16 protein-coding genes are annotated in these 16,723 nt (G+C 42.0%); 8 read left to right on the plus strand and 8 right to left on the minus strand.

Going from position 1 to position 16,723, the window contains the following annotated elements; genetic code table 11:
* Window positions 1-20: 20 nt before the first annotated feature.
* Both L9Q40_RS06185 and L9Q40_RS06190 read right to left on the minus strand, forming a co-directional pair.
* Window positions 21-494, minus strand: coding sequence for a copper chaperone PCu(A)C (locus L9Q40_RS06185; RefSeq protein ID WP_329353441.1), 474 nt, complete (start codon window positions 492-494; stop codon window positions 21-23).
* An 89-nt stretch (window positions 495-583) separates the two neighbouring features.
* Window positions 584-1,045, minus strand: coding sequence for a hypothetical protein (locus L9Q40_RS06190; RefSeq protein ID WP_498792710.1), 462 nt, complete (start codon window positions 1,043-1,045; stop codon window positions 584-586).
* A gap of 382 nt (window positions 1,046-1,427) precedes the next feature.
* On the opposite strand from L9Q40_RS06190, the gene L9Q40_RS06195 reads away from it, so the two are divergent.
* Window positions 1,428-2,480: a Preprotein translocase subunit SecY gene (locus L9Q40_RS06195; protein WP_498792712.1), complete on the plus strand. Its 1,053-nt coding sequence runs from the start codon at window positions 1,428-1,430 to the stop codon at window positions 2,478-2,480.
* A 66-nt stretch (window positions 2,481-2,546) separates the two neighbouring features.
* On the opposite strand, the gene L9Q40_RS06200 is transcribed toward L9Q40_RS06195, so the two are convergent.
* Window positions 2,547-2,831, minus strand: a complete 285-nt coding sequence (locus tag L9Q40_RS06200) for a hypothetical protein (RefSeq protein WP_014234319.1) — start codon at window positions 2,829-2,831, stop codon at window positions 2,547-2,549.
* 158 nt (window positions 2,832-2,989) lie between these two features.
* Between L9Q40_RS06200 and L9Q40_RS06205 the strand changes: the two genes are divergently transcribed.
* Complete coding sequence (locus L9Q40_RS06205; RefSeq protein WP_498792714.1) at window positions 2,990-3,919, plus strand: SRPBCC family protein; 930 nt, start codon at window positions 2,990-2,992, stop codon at window positions 3,917-3,919.
* Between the two features lie 459 nt (window positions 3,920-4,378).
* Here the strand turns inward: L9Q40_RS06205 and L9Q40_RS06210 are convergent, their stop codons facing one another.
* Window positions 4,379-5,632 (minus strand): aromatic amino acid transport family protein, encoded by a 1,254-nt coding sequence (locus tag L9Q40_RS06210; protein ID WP_498792716.1) that lies wholly within the window; start codon window positions 5,630-5,632, stop codon window positions 4,379-4,381.
* Window positions 5,633-6,450: 818 nt separating this feature from the next.
* Between L9Q40_RS06210 and L9Q40_RS06215 the strand changes: the two genes are divergently transcribed.
* Window positions 6,451-7,404: a glycosyl transferase family protein gene (locus L9Q40_RS06215; protein ID WP_020334956.1), complete on the plus strand. Its 954-nt coding sequence runs from the start codon at window positions 6,451-6,453 to the stop codon at window positions 7,402-7,404.
* 106 nt (window positions 7,405-7,510) lie between these two features.
* Here L9Q40_RS06215 and L9Q40_RS06220 read toward each other — a convergent pair whose 3' ends face one another.
* On the minus strand, window positions 7,511-8,290 hold the full coding sequence (locus L9Q40_RS06220) for a transporter substrate-binding domain-containing protein (RefSeq protein WP_020334955.1): 780 nt from the start codon (window positions 8,288-8,290) through the stop codon (window positions 7,511-7,513).
* A 436-nt stretch (window positions 8,291-8,726) separates the two neighbouring features.
* On the minus strand, window positions 8,727-9,725 hold the full coding sequence (locus L9Q40_RS06225; RefSeq protein WP_014234314.1) for a branched-chain amino acid aminotransferase: 999 nt from the start codon (window positions 9,723-9,725) through the stop codon (window positions 8,727-8,729).
* A gap of 455 nt (window positions 9,726-10,180) precedes the next feature.
* Between L9Q40_RS06225 and L9Q40_RS06230 the strand changes: the two genes are divergently transcribed.
* Window positions 10,181-11,752, plus strand: coding sequence for a T6SS phospholipase effector Tle1-like catalytic domain-containing protein (locus L9Q40_RS06230; RefSeq protein ID WP_498792719.1), 1,572 nt, complete (start codon window positions 10,181-10,183; stop codon window positions 11,750-11,752).
* Between the two features lie 316 nt (window positions 11,753-12,068).
* Complete coding sequence (locus L9Q40_RS06235; RefSeq protein WP_498792721.1) at window positions 12,069-12,812, plus strand: peptidoglycan-binding protein; 744 nt, start codon at window positions 12,069-12,071, stop codon at window positions 12,810-12,812.
* 95 nt (window positions 12,813-12,907) lie between these two features.
* Here L9Q40_RS06235 and L9Q40_RS06240 read toward each other — a convergent pair whose 3' ends face one another.
* Both L9Q40_RS06240 and L9Q40_RS06245 read right to left on the minus strand, forming a co-directional pair.
* Window positions 12,908-13,318 carry a PPC domain-containing DNA-binding protein gene (locus tag L9Q40_RS06240; protein ID WP_065301214.1) on the minus strand — a complete coding sequence of 137 codons (411 nt, stop codon included), beginning with the start codon at window positions 13,316-13,318 and terminating at the stop codon, window positions 12,908-12,910.
* A 1-nt stretch (window position 13,319) separates the two neighbouring features.
* Window positions 13,320-13,895, minus strand: coding sequence for a TetR/AcrR family transcriptional regulator (locus tag L9Q40_RS06245; RefSeq protein WP_065298534.1), 576 nt, complete (start codon window positions 13,893-13,895; stop codon window positions 13,320-13,322).
* A 142-nt stretch (window positions 13,896-14,037) separates the two neighbouring features.
* On the opposite strand from L9Q40_RS06245, the gene L9Q40_RS06250 reads away from it, so the two are divergent.
* The 3 genes from L9Q40_RS06250 to L9Q40_RS06260 all read left to right on the plus strand — a co-directional run bounded on the left by L9Q40_RS06250 (window position 14,038) and on the right by L9Q40_RS06260 (window position 16,534).
* Window positions 14,038-14,652, plus strand: coding sequence for a glutathione S-transferase (locus L9Q40_RS06250; RefSeq protein ID WP_014234309.1), 615 nt, complete (start codon window positions 14,038-14,040; stop codon window positions 14,650-14,652).
* Window positions 14,653-14,893: 241 nt separating this feature from the next.
* A complete protein-coding gene (locus tag L9Q40_RS06255) occupies window positions 14,894-15,157 on the plus strand; it encodes a hypothetical protein (protein ID WP_014234308.1) in 264 nt (87 codons plus the stop codon).
* A 336-nt stretch (window positions 15,158-15,493) separates the two neighbouring features.
* Window positions 15,494-16,534 carry an IS481-like element ISVvu4 family transposase gene (locus tag L9Q40_RS06260; RefSeq protein WP_498792724.1) on the plus strand — a complete coding sequence of 347 codons (1,041 nt, stop codon included), beginning with the start codon at window positions 15,494-15,496 and terminating at the stop codon, window positions 16,532-16,534.
* Window positions 16,535-16,723: the final 189 nt, after the last annotated feature.

Raw genomic sequence — 16,723 nt, forward strand, 5'->3', positions numbered from 1 at the left:
ATTTATAAACCAGTTAGCGATTAATGGTTCATATGCTTTTCCATATGACCTTTGTTCTCAACGGCTATCTCTACGTCTACTTTACCTGCGTTTTTAAACGTTAACGTCATAGGGAAGCGGTCACCTTCTTTTAGCGTCTGATTCGGGTTAAAAATCATCAGGTGAAAGCTTCCTGGTTCCAGTGCGACCGTACCTTTTGCTGGTACGCTAATCTCGCTAACCTTCACCATCTTCATCACGCCATCTTCCATAATGTGGTTATGAAGTTCGATGCGCGCCGCAATTGGGCTTTCTGCCGCGATCAATGCGTCTTCTTTTTCACCGTGGTTGTTGAGTTGTAAGAACCCGCCAATAACAGGAGCATTAGGTGGCGCTTCACGGCTCCATGGGTGATCAATATGAATCTGACCCGCTTCATATTCGTGAGCAAGGCTGACTGGGCTCATAACGAGAGCTGCGAAAGTAATAGCAAGGGTTTTAATCTGTTTAAGCATGGGTATTTTTCCTTTTGAATATAGTGACTGCCCTGACCAAACGTAGGTGAGGGATTTTGTTGTTTTTAGCCTGATTCCTTTTTAGGAATTCAGGCAGGAAAAATACAAGGTGGAGATTGTTTTGGGGCGAGATGCTTGTAAACCAATCTTCCGGAGTGCGTAAAGTGATAGGGAATCAGTGCGTGTTTAACACGTCGGAACCAATGGATAGTGCCGAAGTAAAGCCCAATCGCGCACAGCATGAAAAACTGCACGGCTTGAAGCAAAGGACACTCAAACTGAAAACCTTCGTGTAAGTTAAGGTCATGGATAAGTGGTGAAGCTTCGTGGTTATTAGCCGCAATCAGCGTGTTGATGTCGACCCATTTAAAACCGTCCGCAGTACAAAGCAGTACTTTTTCGTTTTGAACTTCGCTTAACCAGTTTGTGTTATGCACATTTCTTGGGTTAAGTACCGCAGTCGAAGCGAGATAGAGTTGAAACAGCACAGCGAAGATGACCGTCAAAGCGGCTACGCGTTGCGTTCTCTGCGATGTCTGAGTCATTTCCATGTGGCTTTTTTAATTGTTGTCTTTTGGCGCAGGATACTAACAAATATCCCTGAAAATGTAATGGTAAGATAGATAAAAGGTGATTCAACTGTATTTTATTTGTGTCTCGCTGGTGGGGCGAGGGTGTGAATAAGCGTTACCATTAGCCTAAATCTGTATTTAATCCGTTGTCAGTGCAGGGCTTGCGATAAACGGCTGGTGAATTAGCGTGCTGGATTTGCGGGATATCAATTCAAAATGAGCATCTATTCTGCACTTGTTTGCCATTAACGCAAATATGACAGTAATTTAATACAGGATACGGTATTCTCTCCCACCTTTGTTATATCCCTGAGCGTGTCTTAGTTAGTTATTGGCCGCGCAATCTTAAGAAATTTCTCCAATGAAATACGAACAACAGATCGAGTTTCGATACCCTAAAGGTCGTTTTGCCATGGTGAGTGTTTACGCATTCACGGGAGCGGCGATATTAGCATCGACCATTTTTTCTCTTTTGCTGTTTTTGTCTATAGACGAAAACCCGATGATGCAGACCTTGTTTGGTGGTCTGGCTATCATATTCGAAGCCGGTAAGTTCTATGCCTGGTATGAGTACGGTGAACGTCGCGCTCACAGAAACTATCCCGGTGCGATTACCGCATTGGTGTTTTACTCTGTGCTCGCTGCTATCTCTATTGGCGGCAGTGTCGGTGGCATAAACAGCGCGACCAATAGTGCACAAAGTCATATATCAGTTGAACAAGCAAAAGTAGACGCCTTCAACCGACAGATTGAAGCTATCGACAAACAGATCGAGCTTAACAATATTGCTGCTCAGAAATATATCGAGATGGAACGTATTGCCACAGGTGTTACGCGAATTCAGGAGCAAAACAAAACACTGCGCGAAGAGCAGCAAAAACTGGCTATGGAGCGTGACAGCTTACCGCCAGTAACTCAAGGTTCAGTCATCGGATTGATCGACAGTCTTGCGAAAGCGTTTGGTACGAGCTCTCAGCATGCTCAGCTTGGGCTGGTCGTATTCTTATCCATCCTTCTCGACTTTTTTGCCGCGTTCTTTGTAGGCTTAATTGGTGAAGAACTACGTTTTCGTTACTTCTACCGTCGTTACGATGGGATTAGGCTAGAACGTATTCGAGATATCGAACCAGAGCCTGCGGGCTACCTTCCTCACATTAAAGAAGAACAAGAGCCAGTGGTGCAAGAAGAAAAGGTTGAACCAAAAGCACCAGAGGAGCCTAAACCTTTGATAGAGCAAGTGAGTGATGCACTCCGATCGCATCAGATTACTTGCACTAAAAAAGCGGTGGCTAAGGAATTTAGGCTTTCTGCTGAAGAAGTAGACAAGGTGTTTGAAACGCTTGCAGAGCAGGGGCTTGTCGGTAAAAAGGCAAACCACCATTACCACTGGATTGGTGAAAAAGAAGCGGCATAGCGCGCAATCTGAATGGTAAAAAAAGAGCGTCAATTGACGCTCTTTTGCTATCTATACTCGAGAAAACTAATCTTTCGTCAGCTTTTTAGTCACGTCTTTTACCGTTGTCTTTTCTTTTTCAGGTGTGACCGCATCAACGGCTTTGCCTGCAATCCCGTCATCCGGAACCTTATCAGCTGCTGTATCTTTTAATGCTTCTTTAGGTGTACAGCGCCCACCAACACCAACCACTGCTTTAGTCGCTGCGGCTTTTGCTGCCTTACCAGCGTCACAATCTGGGTCAAGGACGCCCGCATAGGTCGCTGTTGAACCGAACAGAAGGATCAGCAGAGCTAAATTACATTTCTTCATCATTGTCACCGTAGGGGTTAAACATACTTAAAGTGTAATTGAGTTATGTGAGTTTGTTAGTCTGGAAAATCGTTCTGCGTCTAACATGCAGTGAAACCAGTAAAAACCAGAATTTGAAGTAGACTGAATAGAGCGAAATAGAAACTCAAGGAGTCAGTATGCTTTCATATTTGGTCAGCAGAAGTATTGAAATCGAAAAGTCTCAAAAGGAAATTATCGACTATCTAAAGGATTTTAAGAACTGGCCAGAATGGTCTCCGTGGGTCATTCTCGAACCGAGCTGTGAACTCACTTATCTTGGGGACCAAGGGCATGTAGGAGCGGCGTACGAGTGGAATGGGCAGCGCATAGGTTCTGGCTCTATTGTGTTAGAAAGTACCCAAGAGCACCGATTGGATATGGAGTTGCACTTTTTCCGACCGATGAAAAGTCACGGTAAGGTCACTCTGATAGTGACGCCGTCACAAAAAGGCTGTTTGGTTGAATGGCAATTGCATTCTTCGACTCCGTGGAATCGATTTTTCCTCAAAAGTGTATTTAAGTCGATGCTCGAAATGGATTTTGACCGCGGGCTAAAAATGCTCAAAAGCCAATTAGAAACTGGGAAAGTGTTGTCAGAACTTGTTGAAATAGCTAATCGCAAACAACCAGCCATTCATTACGTTGGAATATCAGGTTCTGCAACGATCCCTGAGTTGGGCGAAATCATCAGCGATCACATGAGTCGATTGAAAGAAATGGTCGCCGTTGAAAATGTGTCCGTGAATGGTGCCATGTTTTGTTATTACCTCTCCATGGATATAAAGCTTGGCCGATTCGAGTTTGTCACCTGTTTACCTGTCGACAGTCCAACTTCAGTACCAGAAGGGTTTGTTTCAGGGACAATTCCTGAGTGTGAGACGTTTGTCGTTGAGCACTGGGGAGAATATCGACTACTGGGTAATGCCTGGGCGATGGCAATGAACTTAACGCGCAGCAGCGGGGTTAAAGTGAAAAGTAAACCCCTTGGAATCGAGCGTTACTTAAATAACCCTGATGAGGTTGAGCAAGCGAATTTAAGAACTGAGGTGATACTTTTCGAAAGGTGAGGTTTTAGTAACACTTTGATAGATAGAGTGAAGATGCCTCTATTTGTTATCCGTCTCTATTTGTTATCCGTGGGTAATGTTTGCTTCGTTGTTTAATGTGATCTAAAGCACAAAGAAAGATTCTATTACCAAAGTTACAACTAACTGTAATAAATATTTAATATAGGTATGAGTTGTAAAAAAACTTTAGTTTAGACATAGTGTTATTAAGTCGTTAAGAAACGGCTTTAAACCGCAAAAAGGAGCTTGCCTATGCACAATGAAATGATTCAACCTTCACACTTCGGCATTATCGGCCGTACTTGCATTGCCTCAATCATCATGATTGCAGGTGTTTTCACTCTTCTTTAACAGAGCTGTAGATTCTAAACTTCTACATAGAAAACGACGCAAAATTCAGGGAATTACCTTAGATGTTTACAAGGTATTCCCCTGAACCCCCACCTAGCTCAACCTCTGTTAGCCCACTAAGCTAAAAATCAAAGCACTCACGGCGACAATACCAGTCAATAAGACAAAGTAAGTAGATAGCTTACCGCGATAATCTTTTAATGATGCGATCTTATACACAGCCATCATTGGCATAATGAATAAAATCATTGCGATAACTGGGCCGGAAAGGGCTTCCATCATACCAAGAATACTCGGGTTCATGATCGCTGCTATCCAAATCGAAATAAACAGCACAACCACACTAACTTTATCTGCTCGGCGTTGAGGTAGGTTTGAATTTTTCGTCAGTAACCCGTTCAGGCTTTCTCTTGCGCCCAAAAAATGGCCTAGGAAAGAGGAAGTGATCGCAACAAAAGCGACCAAAGGCCCCAGCGTTGCAATGAATGGGTTATCAGTCGCATTGGCCAAATAAGACAACACGGATACGTTTTGCGCTTTCGCTTCCGTCAATTGCTGCGGAGAAAGGGACAAAACGCATGAAAAGACAAACAGCAGTACAAACGCGATCAGCATGACGCTTGTGCGGCGGAGAATGAGCTCGGATTTGAACTCGGCGTCTTTTCCGTAGTGGCGTCGTTGCACGTTGGCGAAGCTTGATATCGCTGCTGCGTGGCTAAAAGAGAAAATGACCACAGGTACGGCTAACCACATGGTGTTTGCAAACGACCCCATTTCTGGCGCGTTTAACACTGGCATCGTCCAGTTGGGCATCAAATAGAATGATAGGAAAGCAAGGATAGCGACTAACGGGTAAACCATAACCGCAAAAGCACGCAACATTACTTTCTCTCCAGCCATCATAATCGCAATCAAGCCAAAAACGAGAACACCAGAAAGAAGAGGACGGGGCATGGACGCCATGCCAGCCTGATTCACCATAAAACTATCAACGGTGTTGGTAATGCCTACGCCATAGATCAGTAGAATTGGAAAAATAGACAGAAAATACAGCAATGAAATCGCACGTCCCGCTTTTGCGCCAAAGTGCTCTTCTACCACATCCGTAAAGTCGGCATTTTTAATTTTTGAAGATAAGACAAATCGAGCCAACCCTCGATGGGCAAGATAAGTCATAGGAAAGGCGAGTATCGCCATACTTACTAGAGGCCAAAAGCCACCAATACCTAAGTTGATTGGAAGGAATAAAATACCAGCACCGACAGCAGTGCCAAATAGGCTAAGCACCCAATGTGTATCGTGTTTAGACCATGATGTTGTGTTTAACTCACTATAACCTAAAGTTTTTTGAGACTCTTTCACTGAGGAATTGCCTTCGTATAAATAATAATGTGGCAGATGTTATATTTTTTAGTGATTGTTATCACATTGGAAAGGTGGTGAATCATACTGTAAAAAAGGCAAATTCATAAATTATCAAACCATGAATATTTTAAAAATGCAGTTTTTTATATAGGTTTAAAGTTTTTTAATTAGATATAAACACCTTTTTTGTTCGTATTTTTGGAATTTGATTTTGTGCTTTAATTTTGAACATCAAGGAATGATCTGTGGTAATGCCTTCATTTAGAGGATGAGCGTGACGGCTAATCTACAGCAGCACATCCGACTAAAACCCGAGAAGTAGACCAGGTTGTGAGCGTATGAGCGATTTTGCACGATAATGAGTGCCATTTGCACTCTATCAGTGCGCAGTAATTTAAAGGATACTTATAAGAAAATCTTCAACGTGTTGTTATTTAAGGCTTTTAAAAGTTGGCACTTAGATTGCAATACTATAAATGTTCATCGTTAACTCGATGCACCGCTCTCCTTAGCAGGCGGAGATGCGGGATAGGGTATTACTTTTGTTAAATGTACTAACAGCGTTTAAGGCAGTGCAGCCTCTCTCGATTCGAGAGAGGTTTTTTTTTGCTTGTCACATCGTTCGGTATCATTGCTGACATTGTTATCCGCATCTAATTTGTGAGTGAAACAATCATATATTTGGCGAAGTTGCTGAGTCAGCTCGAAAGGTCAACAAACCCTAAGGTATACGTCTAGCATTGATTGTAATGAGAAACGTGGTACAACTACGTTTATTATTTTTAAGACATTAAAAGCCGATAATAAGAGGGAATATGAGCAGTATTTTGGAATGTATCCGCACGGTAGGACGCGGAGAGCGAGGCAGAAAACCTCTGAACTTTGATCAGGCCTTCCAAGTAATGGATGAGTACTTAAATGGTGAGTTTGACGATGACCAGATGGCGATGCTTTTGATGCTCATCCGAGTACAAAACGAAACTCAGCAAGAAATCGCAGGCTTTGTGAAAGCATTTCAGTCTCGTATGCCTGCAATAGGCGCAGATATTGATTGGCCTTGCTACGCAGGCAAACGTCAAGCAGCAGGGCAGCCATGGCACCTTCTTTCAGCAAAAATCCTTTCAAATAACGGCTATAAAGTTTTGATGCATGGCTATCATGATCGCCAGTCTGGACGTCGTCATGCAGAAGATTACCTAAACAAGCTTAACATTCAAAAAGCGCAATCAACGGAAGAAGCGAAACGAATCCTGGAGACAGAAAATATTGTCTACCTTCCTTTAAGCGTCTTTGCGCCTCGAGCTGAAAAGATGATTGGCTGGAAAAATCGTTATGGATTGAGAACGCCGATTAACACGGTTGTTCGCGCATTAAACCCTGGTCAAGCGACAATTGGAATTCGTGGCAGTTTTCACCCTGGTTTCCAGCAGCTTCATGCAGAAGTCGAGCATGAAATTGGACAGACGCGTCATGCAGTTGTTTCGTTCAAAGGTCAATCTGGTGAATCGGAATATAACCCTAAAGTCAGCCAAACCGTTTGGTTGAGCCAAACCAGTGGCGTCACTTCGCACTACTGGACTGAGCAAATGATTTCTGAAGTGCCTCTGCCATCTTCTTGCCTGTTTGAGACATCAGAGCAAGATTTAACACAAATGGCAAATACGGTGATTGCAACAATGGCGGTCGTACTATTTGCTGAAATGCAAGACCGAGAAAAAGCTTATGAACGAGCATTTTCGATGTGGGAGAGTTATACCCAAGGTGCCTAGTCCTTAAAAGGTTTTTGCTAATACAGTATCCTGTATTTACTTAAAAAGGCCTGCGTTAGCTGGCCTTTTGGCGTTTTAATGTAGATTCAACTTTGTTGTATAAACGTTACATACTTTCAACGTTGTAGATATCGTAAGGAAAGTATTTATCGGCAATCGTTTTATGGGTACCGTTCAAAATAAGTGCTTCTAGACCTTTGTTTAAAAGATCTCTTAAATCTTTATCTTGTTTACGTACTGCGATTCCCACACCTTTACCAAACCACTTCTGTTCTGTGTAAGAAGGGCCAGTAAAATGAAAATCTTGGCCTTGTTCCGTATCTAAAAAACCGCTGCGCAATCCAATCGCGCCGCCGAACACAGTATCTAAACGTCCATTAATTAAATCAGTAAAGGCTTCATCAAACGTATTGTATCGACGCAATTCGATGTTTGCATATGCATGACTAAGATATTGATCGCCGACCGTTGCACGCTGTACACCGACTACAATACCATCCATACCTTTTTCGCTAGTGTCGACTTCACGGTCTTTATGCATAACAAATCTTTGTGGAACAAGAGCATACGGTGCAGTGAACGCTACCTTCTTTTCTCTTGCCTCTGTGATTGTCATTGCCGCAATAATGGCGTCACTTTTTCTTGCTAATAGCGCAGGAATAATACCATCCCAATCCTGTTTACCGATTTCACATCTTACTTTAAGTTCGTCGCACAAAGCGTTTGCTAAATCTACATCAAAGCCAACTAACTCACCTTCCTGTGTTGTCCAGTTAAAAGGAGGATAAGCACCTTCAACTACAAATCGGATAGTGTTCCACTCTTTGGCTATCGCGTTACTTGATAGTCCGAGGCAAACAAGTAGAGTTAAGATTATTTTTTTCATTTTAAAATCCTTTTATTATTTTCATCCACGCAAATAGATGTTTTAAGCAACTGAGTGGATAGGCTAGGGTAAGTTCTTTTAAGGATCAAGCAGCTGGATAGACACTTTTAACAAAAAATATACAAAACGTGAAAGATGTGTCGGATGTGAGAACACTATTTTACGAGAAATAATGTCTAGTAGTAACGGCGAAAACTAATCAAAAATGCGATGAGGATAGTGCAATTAGATCTACTAGATAATGCCTATATTATTGCCTAATAGGTATAGTTTATTTAAAGAGGCCGAAAGGTCCTTGAATGGAGAAAATGAATAGCCATCACTTGGTCGGTGATTACTCTTTCGTTCGAAAAGTGAACGGAAAAGCAAAATTTACACACTAGTTATGAAGGCTATTCAAATTATTTTTTAAAACTAACTCGTCTTTGGTTAAAGGTTAAGCAATCTTAGTCAACCAGTTATGAGTATCTGGCGCTTTACCCCATTGGATATCGTTCAGTGCTTGGCGCAATTTTTTCGCCGCTGGGCCAGCTTCACCAGTACCAACTTTAAAATCTTGACCGTTGTGGATAAGCGTACCGACAGAAGTTAGTACCGCTGCAGTGCCTGAAAGCATTGCTTCAACGCCCGGTTTAGCGGCGCGCTCAAGTAGCTCTTCCACAGAGACTTCGCGTTCTGTAACGGTCATACCTAGATCTTTAGCAATCGTTAGGATACTAGAGCGTGTTACACCGTGTAAGAAGCTTGAATCTAGGGCTTTAGTAATGATCTCGTTACCATCAACCAACAAGAAGTTTGCAGCACCTGTTTCTGTAATGTAGCCGTTTGGACAGAAAAGTACTTGGTCTGCCTGGTATTTTGATTTTGCTTCTAACGTTGGTGCTAATGCACTCGCGTAGTTACCACCACTTTTGATCATACCCATGTGTGGCGCGCAACGTTGGCCGGTTTCGTCTAGCAGTAGACGTAAGGCGTGAGCACCGCCAGAGAAGTAGTCACCTACTGGAGAAAGTAGGATATATAGCATTGATGAGATTGATGGTGCTGCTGCTTTACCAACGGCTGCCTCTGTGCCAATGTGAGTTGGACGAATGTACATTGAGCCTGGAGGCAAAGGCACTTCAGATGAGAACTCAGACACAATATCAACAATCATTTTTGATACTTGTTCTTTATCAATCTCAGGTAGCGAGAGTAGCTGACTACTTTGAGCAAAACGCTCGACGTTTTGATCCATTCGAAAAACGTGTACGCTGCCATCTTCGTGACGGAATGCTTTCAGACCTTCAAAGCAAGTGCTTGAGTAATGCAATACGTGAGCGCCGGGATGAAGTGAAATACTGTCTGATGTAACGATCTGTGTGTCAGACCATTGATTATTTTCAAATGTTGCTAATGCCATCCTAGGCATAAACTCAGTACCAAAAGCCGCCATTATGACTCCTTTCTTATTCAAATTATCAAGCAGATAGCTCTGCCTTGTTCAATATGCGTGTTTGCATTATATGTTTTTCAACTTTGTGCGTTAACAAACAAGTAACGATTGTATGCGTTCTGGAGTGCTAAGACTTAGAGCAGAGTGGCATAAATTAGCATAAAGATAGTTTCAATCAGAATGTTATCTGTATCGCACAAAGTTAGTTTGTAAAACCATGATGAATGGAAAATGTGATAACAGCAAGCAGAATGTCGCATGCGATACGGATAGATATTAAATTACCTCGATCTCGGGTTAATCAAAGCTGAACCACCCAATATTCATACTCTGGTATTGCTTCCTTATCACCCATTCAGGTGATTTTTGAGTGATTGAATTCCTCGTCGCAAGATAAGCTTATTAATAGATCTATAGTTAAGTCGGTTCCCCTATAAAAAGTAAGGAGAAGGCTTATGGGATCGTTTCTCATTTTTAATTTCGACGGAACAGGCAATGAACCGGAAGATGCGAAGCAAGAGGTAAAATATAAAGCGAAACAAGAAGATGACAACATCAGTAATGTTCTCAAGCTTCATTTGATGATGGGAGGTAATCTTTTCCTGAGCGGAGAGCAATATGGACAATGTGATCAAAACACCGTCGATCATTGCTTTTATTATCAGGGTGTTGGCACAAATGGTAGTTGGGTCAAACGCGCAATAAATCAAGGGTTAGCGTTGGAGAGCTGCGATGTGGCTTCGATACTTAACAAAGCCAAAGCCGATTTTAATAAACACTATAAACAAGGCGATATTGTGCTAGCCACTGGGTTTTCTCGCGGGGCGGCATTGGCACGCCGTTTCGTTGGTCTGATAGCGAAAGAGCATCCTAGCGTGACCGATAACACCAAACCATTCGTTTTTCTCTGCGTGTTTGATACGGTCGCAAGCATTGGGTTACCCAACTTGAGTACCGCAAGCAGACCTGACTATGATGTTGTATTTGAATATGGATGCACCTTATCACACATCGTCAAACAAGCGATCCATATGGTTAGCCTGGATGATAAACGTCGGGCATTTCAGCCAACTTTAATGAACCACGATCCGAACAGAATCCATGAAATTTGGTTTGCTGGTGCGCATTCGGACGTTGGTGGCGGCTATTACCGCGACGGTCTGTCGGACATTACGCTAAGTCACGCGATGAAATGGCTTGAATATATGACCAGATATCATTCTCTCCCTGCAATTCAGTTTAAATTTCCGAGCCAAGCCGATATCGACAGAGCTTGTCCAAAGAGATTAAAAGGGATGATCGGCCTTGATGATTTACAGCGAAATCCAAATTCTTTAGGAAAAAACCACCAGCAGGATAGGTGGCCAATCATTGATTGGGTGACCTTAGATGATCGACGTTGTTGCGTGATCGATAGAGATAAAATCAATGATGATTTGTATCCTGTCATTCATTACGCTGTGGCGGAGCGCTTACATCGGGATGATGACTACCGTCCTAAGTCTCTAATGAATAAACGACATTATCTTTGGTATGACTTTATCAATTCTCCTGTGGACTGCCCTAGCTATACACAGCACATTCATTATGCAGCGGTGAACTGGGAAGAGTTGAGCGTCTCTCAATCGGTTGAGCGTATGATCGACGCTGACCGATTTTACAACTTTACCGGCATAGTGGTTAAACAAGGAGAGGAGTACGAGATTTCGGTTCGAGAAGGAGATAGCTGGCATGATGGAAAAGAGATCAGTTGTGACGGAGATGGTTGGAACTTAAACCATGTACAACTGGGATTAGCTGAGCTGCCGATTCGAGCGATGAAAGGATTACGTAGAGTGCCGAGTTCTGACTGGTTTACGCTTTGTGCAGTGGTTGATAGTGATGACGATAGCGCAAGAGCGGTTGGACAAAGGGGCGTTTATCGAGTTACCAAAACAGGGGAGTTGCAGTTCTTTGCAAACGATCTGAAGTTTAAGTACGGCAATAACAGTGGCAGCCTTCGAGTTCGAATAGAAAGAATCAAATAAATTATCTGAATTTGTACGCGAAAACGCTATAGGGCTCAGTTGTTTATATTTGATTGGTGGTAAATGAGCCCTATTGCTTATTTCATGGTAATTACATAGCCGCACAATTCACAATGTGTACTACCAGGTCAGGCATTTTCTTTAAATGAGTTATTAATCATCACTGGTCAATGCGTTATTTGTATGCATTTTTATTTATATAAATATCAGCAAGTGATCTAGAATAGTAGGTACCATTTCCTTATTACTTAGTTAAATATATTTAAGCTGTTTACTTTTAAATACATTTCTAGTTAGGTACTAGAGGGTTAATACAATGAAAATTACAGAGTTGTTAACCATTAAAACGCCACTTCCCGTCAGTGAATTAGTTGAAAAACAAGTAGAAGAGTTACAAAAGGCGCTATGTATTCTCGGCTACCCGGTAGGCACAGTCGATGGACTCATAGGTCCTAAAACTCGCAACGCATGGGCCGAGTTCAAAACCGATGAACTACCAGGAAACCCTGGCCTAATCGGCAAGGAGTCGATTGAGCGTTTACAAGTGAGGTTAGATGGTATTACCGCAAATGATACTTATGACTTTACTTGTAGAGAAGGCGTGATAGACGCAATCAAACATGAATGTATAGAGCAAGGCTTAGTACTCGACACACAGAAGGCATACGTACTCGCGACAACTCAGTGGGAAACCAATCAAACGTTCATGCCTGTTCGTGAAGCCTATTGGCTTAGCGAAAACTGGCGAAAGAAAAATCTCAGATATTTTCCGTTTTACGGTAGAGGATTTGTACAACTTACTTGGAAGAATAACTACGAGAAGTATTCACAGTTACTGGATATAGATATGACTAATCAACCGGATATTGCCATGCAGCCTAATATTGCTTTATTTGTTCTTATTCATGGTTTTAAAACCGGCACTTTCACTGGTAGAAGAATATCTGATTATATTAATGATAATAATACTGACTTTATTGGTGCGAGACGGTGTATTAATGGCTCTGATAGAGCTCATGAAATATCCGAGATTGCAAAGGGCTTTCTGAGGAGGTTTTAATTAAACAAATCAAATCGGCAACTTATTGATTGGACGATGAAATTATTAAAATAAATATTATCGCCCAATTATACTTACTTTGTTAGGTATATTACTTAATTAGTTGAAGTAATGTTTACCTGTAATTCTGTATATCCGGTGCTTTCATCCATCTCACGGCTAAAGGTGAGTTTAGGGTAACTATGGATGATTAACTCGGCTGTCGTATCTATGATTGTGCCTTCCATTAAGTGTCCACCCCAAACGTGTCCTTGCTCATCGGAAAGCGAAATATGTACATGTTGATGCTCGGGTGTCAACGTCCCCATTACCGATACAATTTCTAAAGATTCTTGTTTGATTAAAGTTGATTTGGCACCCGCGAGACGAAGCTGGAGTTGTGACACACAGCCGACGCAAGAAGCGATTGAGCCTGCTGTAATGCCTTGTTCCAGCACAATCTGCGCGAGGCATTGCTTAAGATCCATACCTTTGGTTAGCCTAACTACGATGACGTTTAATGACATATTATTTCCTTATTAAGGTGAGTAAACACGATAACGCTGTGTCTAAATCGTCATAACGCTTGGCCTTACCAAGTACCCGCATTCCTTGCATATTGTTGAGAATAAAACAGGCTAGTTCTTTTGGTTTGAGCGTTTTAGGAATTAATGTTTCCCTCTGTGCGTTTTTTATTGCTTCACTCATGATTTCGATGAGATGGTCAAACAAAAAGTGCCCCATACGTAATACATCGTTATCTTCACCAGCGTGTTCTACCAACGCATTTTGAACAAAACATCCGTAGCTACTTTTGCGCTGTAGCTTGGCAAAAGACGTCAAAAACGCTTCGATTTCACGCAGGGAAGCGTCATCTTTACTCAAATTCTCCAGAGAGGGTAACGAGACTTTTTTCAGGTATGCGTCTAACGCCTCGTAATAAAGCTGCTGTTTGTCGCCATAGGTATTGTAAAGACTGAAACGGTTAATGTTCAGCTCGTCTGTTAGATCGGAGATCGAGGTATTTGAAAAACCTTTGCGCCAGAACAGGTTCATGGCGACCAAGAGCTTCTCATCTCGGTCAAAGTTAGCTTTTCTTGCCATATAGGTACCCACTTAAAAATCGTTGCTTTGAAAGATTTTTCAATCTTATGAAGTGACGAGTAATTATATTCTTGACTGATCGTTTATAAACTGGCTACAGTATAACCTAACCGAACAGTTAGATAAAGGAATAGGGTGTTACATGAAGCTATATGAAACCGCGATGACGCCAAGTTGCAAGCGCGTTAACATTTTTCTTAAAGAAATCGGTGGAGATGTCGAACGAGTCGCAATAAATGTACGTGACGGAGATAACCTTACGGATTCTTTCAAACAAAAGAGTGTGAATGGAAAAGTTCCGGTTTTAGAATTCGATGACGGCACCACAATTTGTGAAAGTGTGGCTATTTGTCGCTATTTCGATGAAGAGTTCAGTAACGATCTCAACTTATTTGGTGGAAATCAACGTGAACGTGCTCAGGTTGAAATGTGGCATCGTGTTGTTGAGTTTCAGGGGCTATACGCAGCATTTCAGGCATTCCGTAACATCAGCGCTATCTATAAGGATCGCGAAAACTGCGTAAAAGAGTGGGGCGAGGAGTCAAAATCTCGCGTATTGGAATTTTTACCGGTTTTGGATAAACGTTTAGCGGAAAGTGAGTTTATCGCGACTGATCGATTTACTATTGTAGATATTACTGGTTACCTGTTCGTTGGATTTGCAATTAATGCACTTCAGATTGATGTGCTTTCAACGGCTCCAAATATCGCTCGTTGGTTTGAGAAAATCTCAGCTCGAGAAGCCTTTCAAAGCTAAAATACGCTGATCTTCATCGGGTCATAGAAAGCAGTAAGGATAAAGTGAATCTTGCTGCTTTTGACTTCTATGGTATGAAACACTTTCAAATTGTTGAGTATTTCTCTTCTTTTGTAGTCACTCACCTATAATTAAATGTGTCACTGCTAGATTCGCTTTCTGAACGTATAGAATCCCTTGTTCAGGGGGCGTTGAGCATGGGCTTTAATTGGTAAAGTGCGATAGAGACAAGGAGAGGTTTATGCATATTCAACCTAAAACCATCAATAATGTCCTGATTGCAATGTTGATGATTTCTATCTTCGGATTGATTGCAATGTATAACAACAATACCCAACAGAATCAGGAGATTGAACAGCTGCGTGGTCAACTGATAGAGAAAGAAAATCAGATAGTTGTCTCTAACGAAGCGTTATCGTATACGCGTTACCAGCATCAATTATTAGCAGAAGATTACAATCGCTATAGAGATGAGCAATCAATGAGTAACGTGTTAAGTCAGTAAACCAAAGGTTCTATTGAGGGGAAGGGGAATCACTTTGGATAGCTGTGGGAGCGTATAACACTTAACTCGTTCTATTGTTTCGCACAAACACGTCTAACCTGATAAAAAATCTAAAAACCAAGTAAAGCGTTTCTGCTCTACCTGGTTCCTAGCGCTGACGAGCTGTCACTATTTTGATTCTGTTGTTTGTGTTGGAGTAAGCAAAGCTGCCAACTCTTCTTGCGTAAGTTGTATTAGTTCCGACTAGATCTGACACTTCAATTTGAAAAGAAGAGAGTTACCCACTTTGATTAAAGGTGCTTAATCACTAATCAAAGACAAAAAGAGGTAACTCTCATGCTTCATACTAGCAATCCAATCATCAAACACAAAGCGGGCCTTCTCAATCTTGCAGAAGAACTCGGTAATGTATCTAGAGCCTGTAAGGTTATGGGGGTATCAAGAGATACTTTCTACCGTTATCAAGAGTTGGTTGAGACGGGGGGTATTGATGCTCTGATTAACCAGAGCCGAAGAGCACCGAACTTAAAGAACCGTGTTGATAGTGAAACTGAGCAAGCCGTTATCAAATACGCCATCGACTTCCCAGCTCATGGACAAGTTAGAACGAGTAATGAATTACGTAAACTGGGGGTATTTATCTCTCCAAGTGGCGTACGCTCAATCTGGCTTCGCAATGACCTAGAGAACTTCAAGAAACGTCTTATCGCACTGGAGAAACAGGTCGCAGAGAGCGGTATTATCCTAACAGACGAGCAAGTTGCTGCCCTTGAGCGCAAAAAGCATGATGACGAAGCTTGTGGTGAGATAGAAACAGCGCACCCAGGTTATCTTGGCTCTCAAGACACGTTTTATGTTGGCAACCTTAAAGGTGTTGGACGCATCTATCAGCAGACGTTCGTTGATACCTACAGCAAAGTTGCCTTCGCTAAGCTCTACACGACAAAAACACCAATCACCGCAGCAGATATGTTGAATGATAAGGTTCTGCCGTTCTTCGAGACTCATGAGCTGCCAATGTTGCGAATCTTGACTGACCGAGGCACTGAATACTGTGGTCGTGTTGAGCAGCACGATTACCAGCTCTACCTAGCCATTAATGATATCGACCACACGAAAACTAAAGCGATGTCACCACAAACAAATGGTATCTGCGAACGCTTCCACAAGACCATATTGAATGAGTTCTACCAAGTGACATTCAGAAAGAAACTGTATGGTTCTATCGAAGAGTTGCAGAAAGATCTGGACGAATGGATGGACTACTACAACAATCACCGTACTCATCAAGGAAAAATGTGCTGTGGCAGAACGCCGATAGAAACATTAGAGGATGGAAAATCAATCTGGGCTAAAAAGAATCTAGCCCAGATATAATCTGACAGGCACCAAGTCGAAAAACGGGTAACTGTCAGATCAGGTCTGAATTAGTACACGTAAGTAAATCATCAGTTCTGAACATACCGTTTTCGTCATCTAACGACATTTTTGTTCGGCTAATGAGGTACCTTTTCTGAGTTGGCGTTAAATCTTTGAGCGAATCAATAAGCTCTCTAAAGTTGCTGC

The sequence above is a fragment of the Allocatenococcus thiocycli genome (assembly GCF_921292965.1).
GTDB classification, from domain to species: Bacteria; Pseudomonadota; Gammaproteobacteria; order Enterobacterales; family Vibrionaceae; genus Vibrio; species Vibrio natriegens.

Coding starts and splice junctions, on each gene's coding strand:
- L9Q40_RS06250 (WP_014234309.1), top strand. CDS start 14,038: ATGAAGCTATATGAAACCGCGATGACGCCAAGTTGCAAGCGCGTTAAC.
- L9Q40_RS06185 (WP_329353441.1), bottom strand. CDS start 494: ATGCTTAAACAGATTAAAACCCTTGCTATTACTTTCGCAGCTCTCGTT.
- L9Q40_RS06230 (WP_498792719.1), top strand. CDS start 10,181: ATGGGATCGTTTCTCATTTTTAATTTCGACGGAACAGGCAATGAACCG.
- L9Q40_RS06200 (WP_014234319.1), bottom strand. CDS start 2,831: ATGAAGAAATGTAATTTAGCTCTGCTGATCCTTCTGTTCGGTTCAACA.
- L9Q40_RS06260 (WP_498792724.1), top strand. CDS start 15,494: ATGCTTCATACTAGCAATCCAATCATCAAACACAAAGCGGGCCTTCTC.
- L9Q40_RS06195 (WP_498792712.1), top strand. CDS start 1,428: ATGAAATACGAACAACAGATCGAGTTTCGATACCCTAAAGGTCGTTTT.
- L9Q40_RS06220 (WP_020334955.1), bottom strand. CDS start 8,290: ATGAAAAAAATAATCTTAACTCTACTTGTTTGCCTCGGACTATCAAGT.
- L9Q40_RS06255 (WP_014234308.1), top strand. CDS start 14,894: ATGCATATTCAACCTAAAACCATCAATAATGTCCTGATTGCAATGTTG.
- L9Q40_RS06205 (WP_498792714.1), top strand. CDS start 2,990: ATGCTTTCATATTTGGTCAGCAGAAGTATTGAAATCGAAAAGTCTCAA.
- L9Q40_RS06190 (WP_498792710.1), bottom strand. CDS start 1,045: ATGGAAATGACTCAGACATCGCAGAGAACGCAACGCGTAGCCGCTTTG.
- L9Q40_RS06225 (WP_014234314.1), bottom strand. CDS start 9,725: ATGGCGGCTTTTGGTACTGAGTTTATGCCTAGGATGGCATTAGCAACA.
- L9Q40_RS06240 (WP_065301214.1), bottom strand. CDS start 13,318: ATGTCATTAAACGTCATCGTAGTTAGGCTAACCAAAGGTATGGATCTT.
- L9Q40_RS06245 (WP_065298534.1), bottom strand. CDS start 13,895: ATGGCAAGAAAAGCTAACTTTGACCGAGATGAGAAGCTCTTGGTCGCC.
- L9Q40_RS06235 (WP_498792721.1), top strand. CDS start 12,069: ATGAAAATTACAGAGTTGTTAACCATTAAAACGCCACTTCCCGTCAGT.
- L9Q40_RS06215 (WP_020334956.1), top strand. CDS start 6,451: ATGAGCAGTATTTTGGAATGTATCCGCACGGTAGGACGCGGAGAGCGA.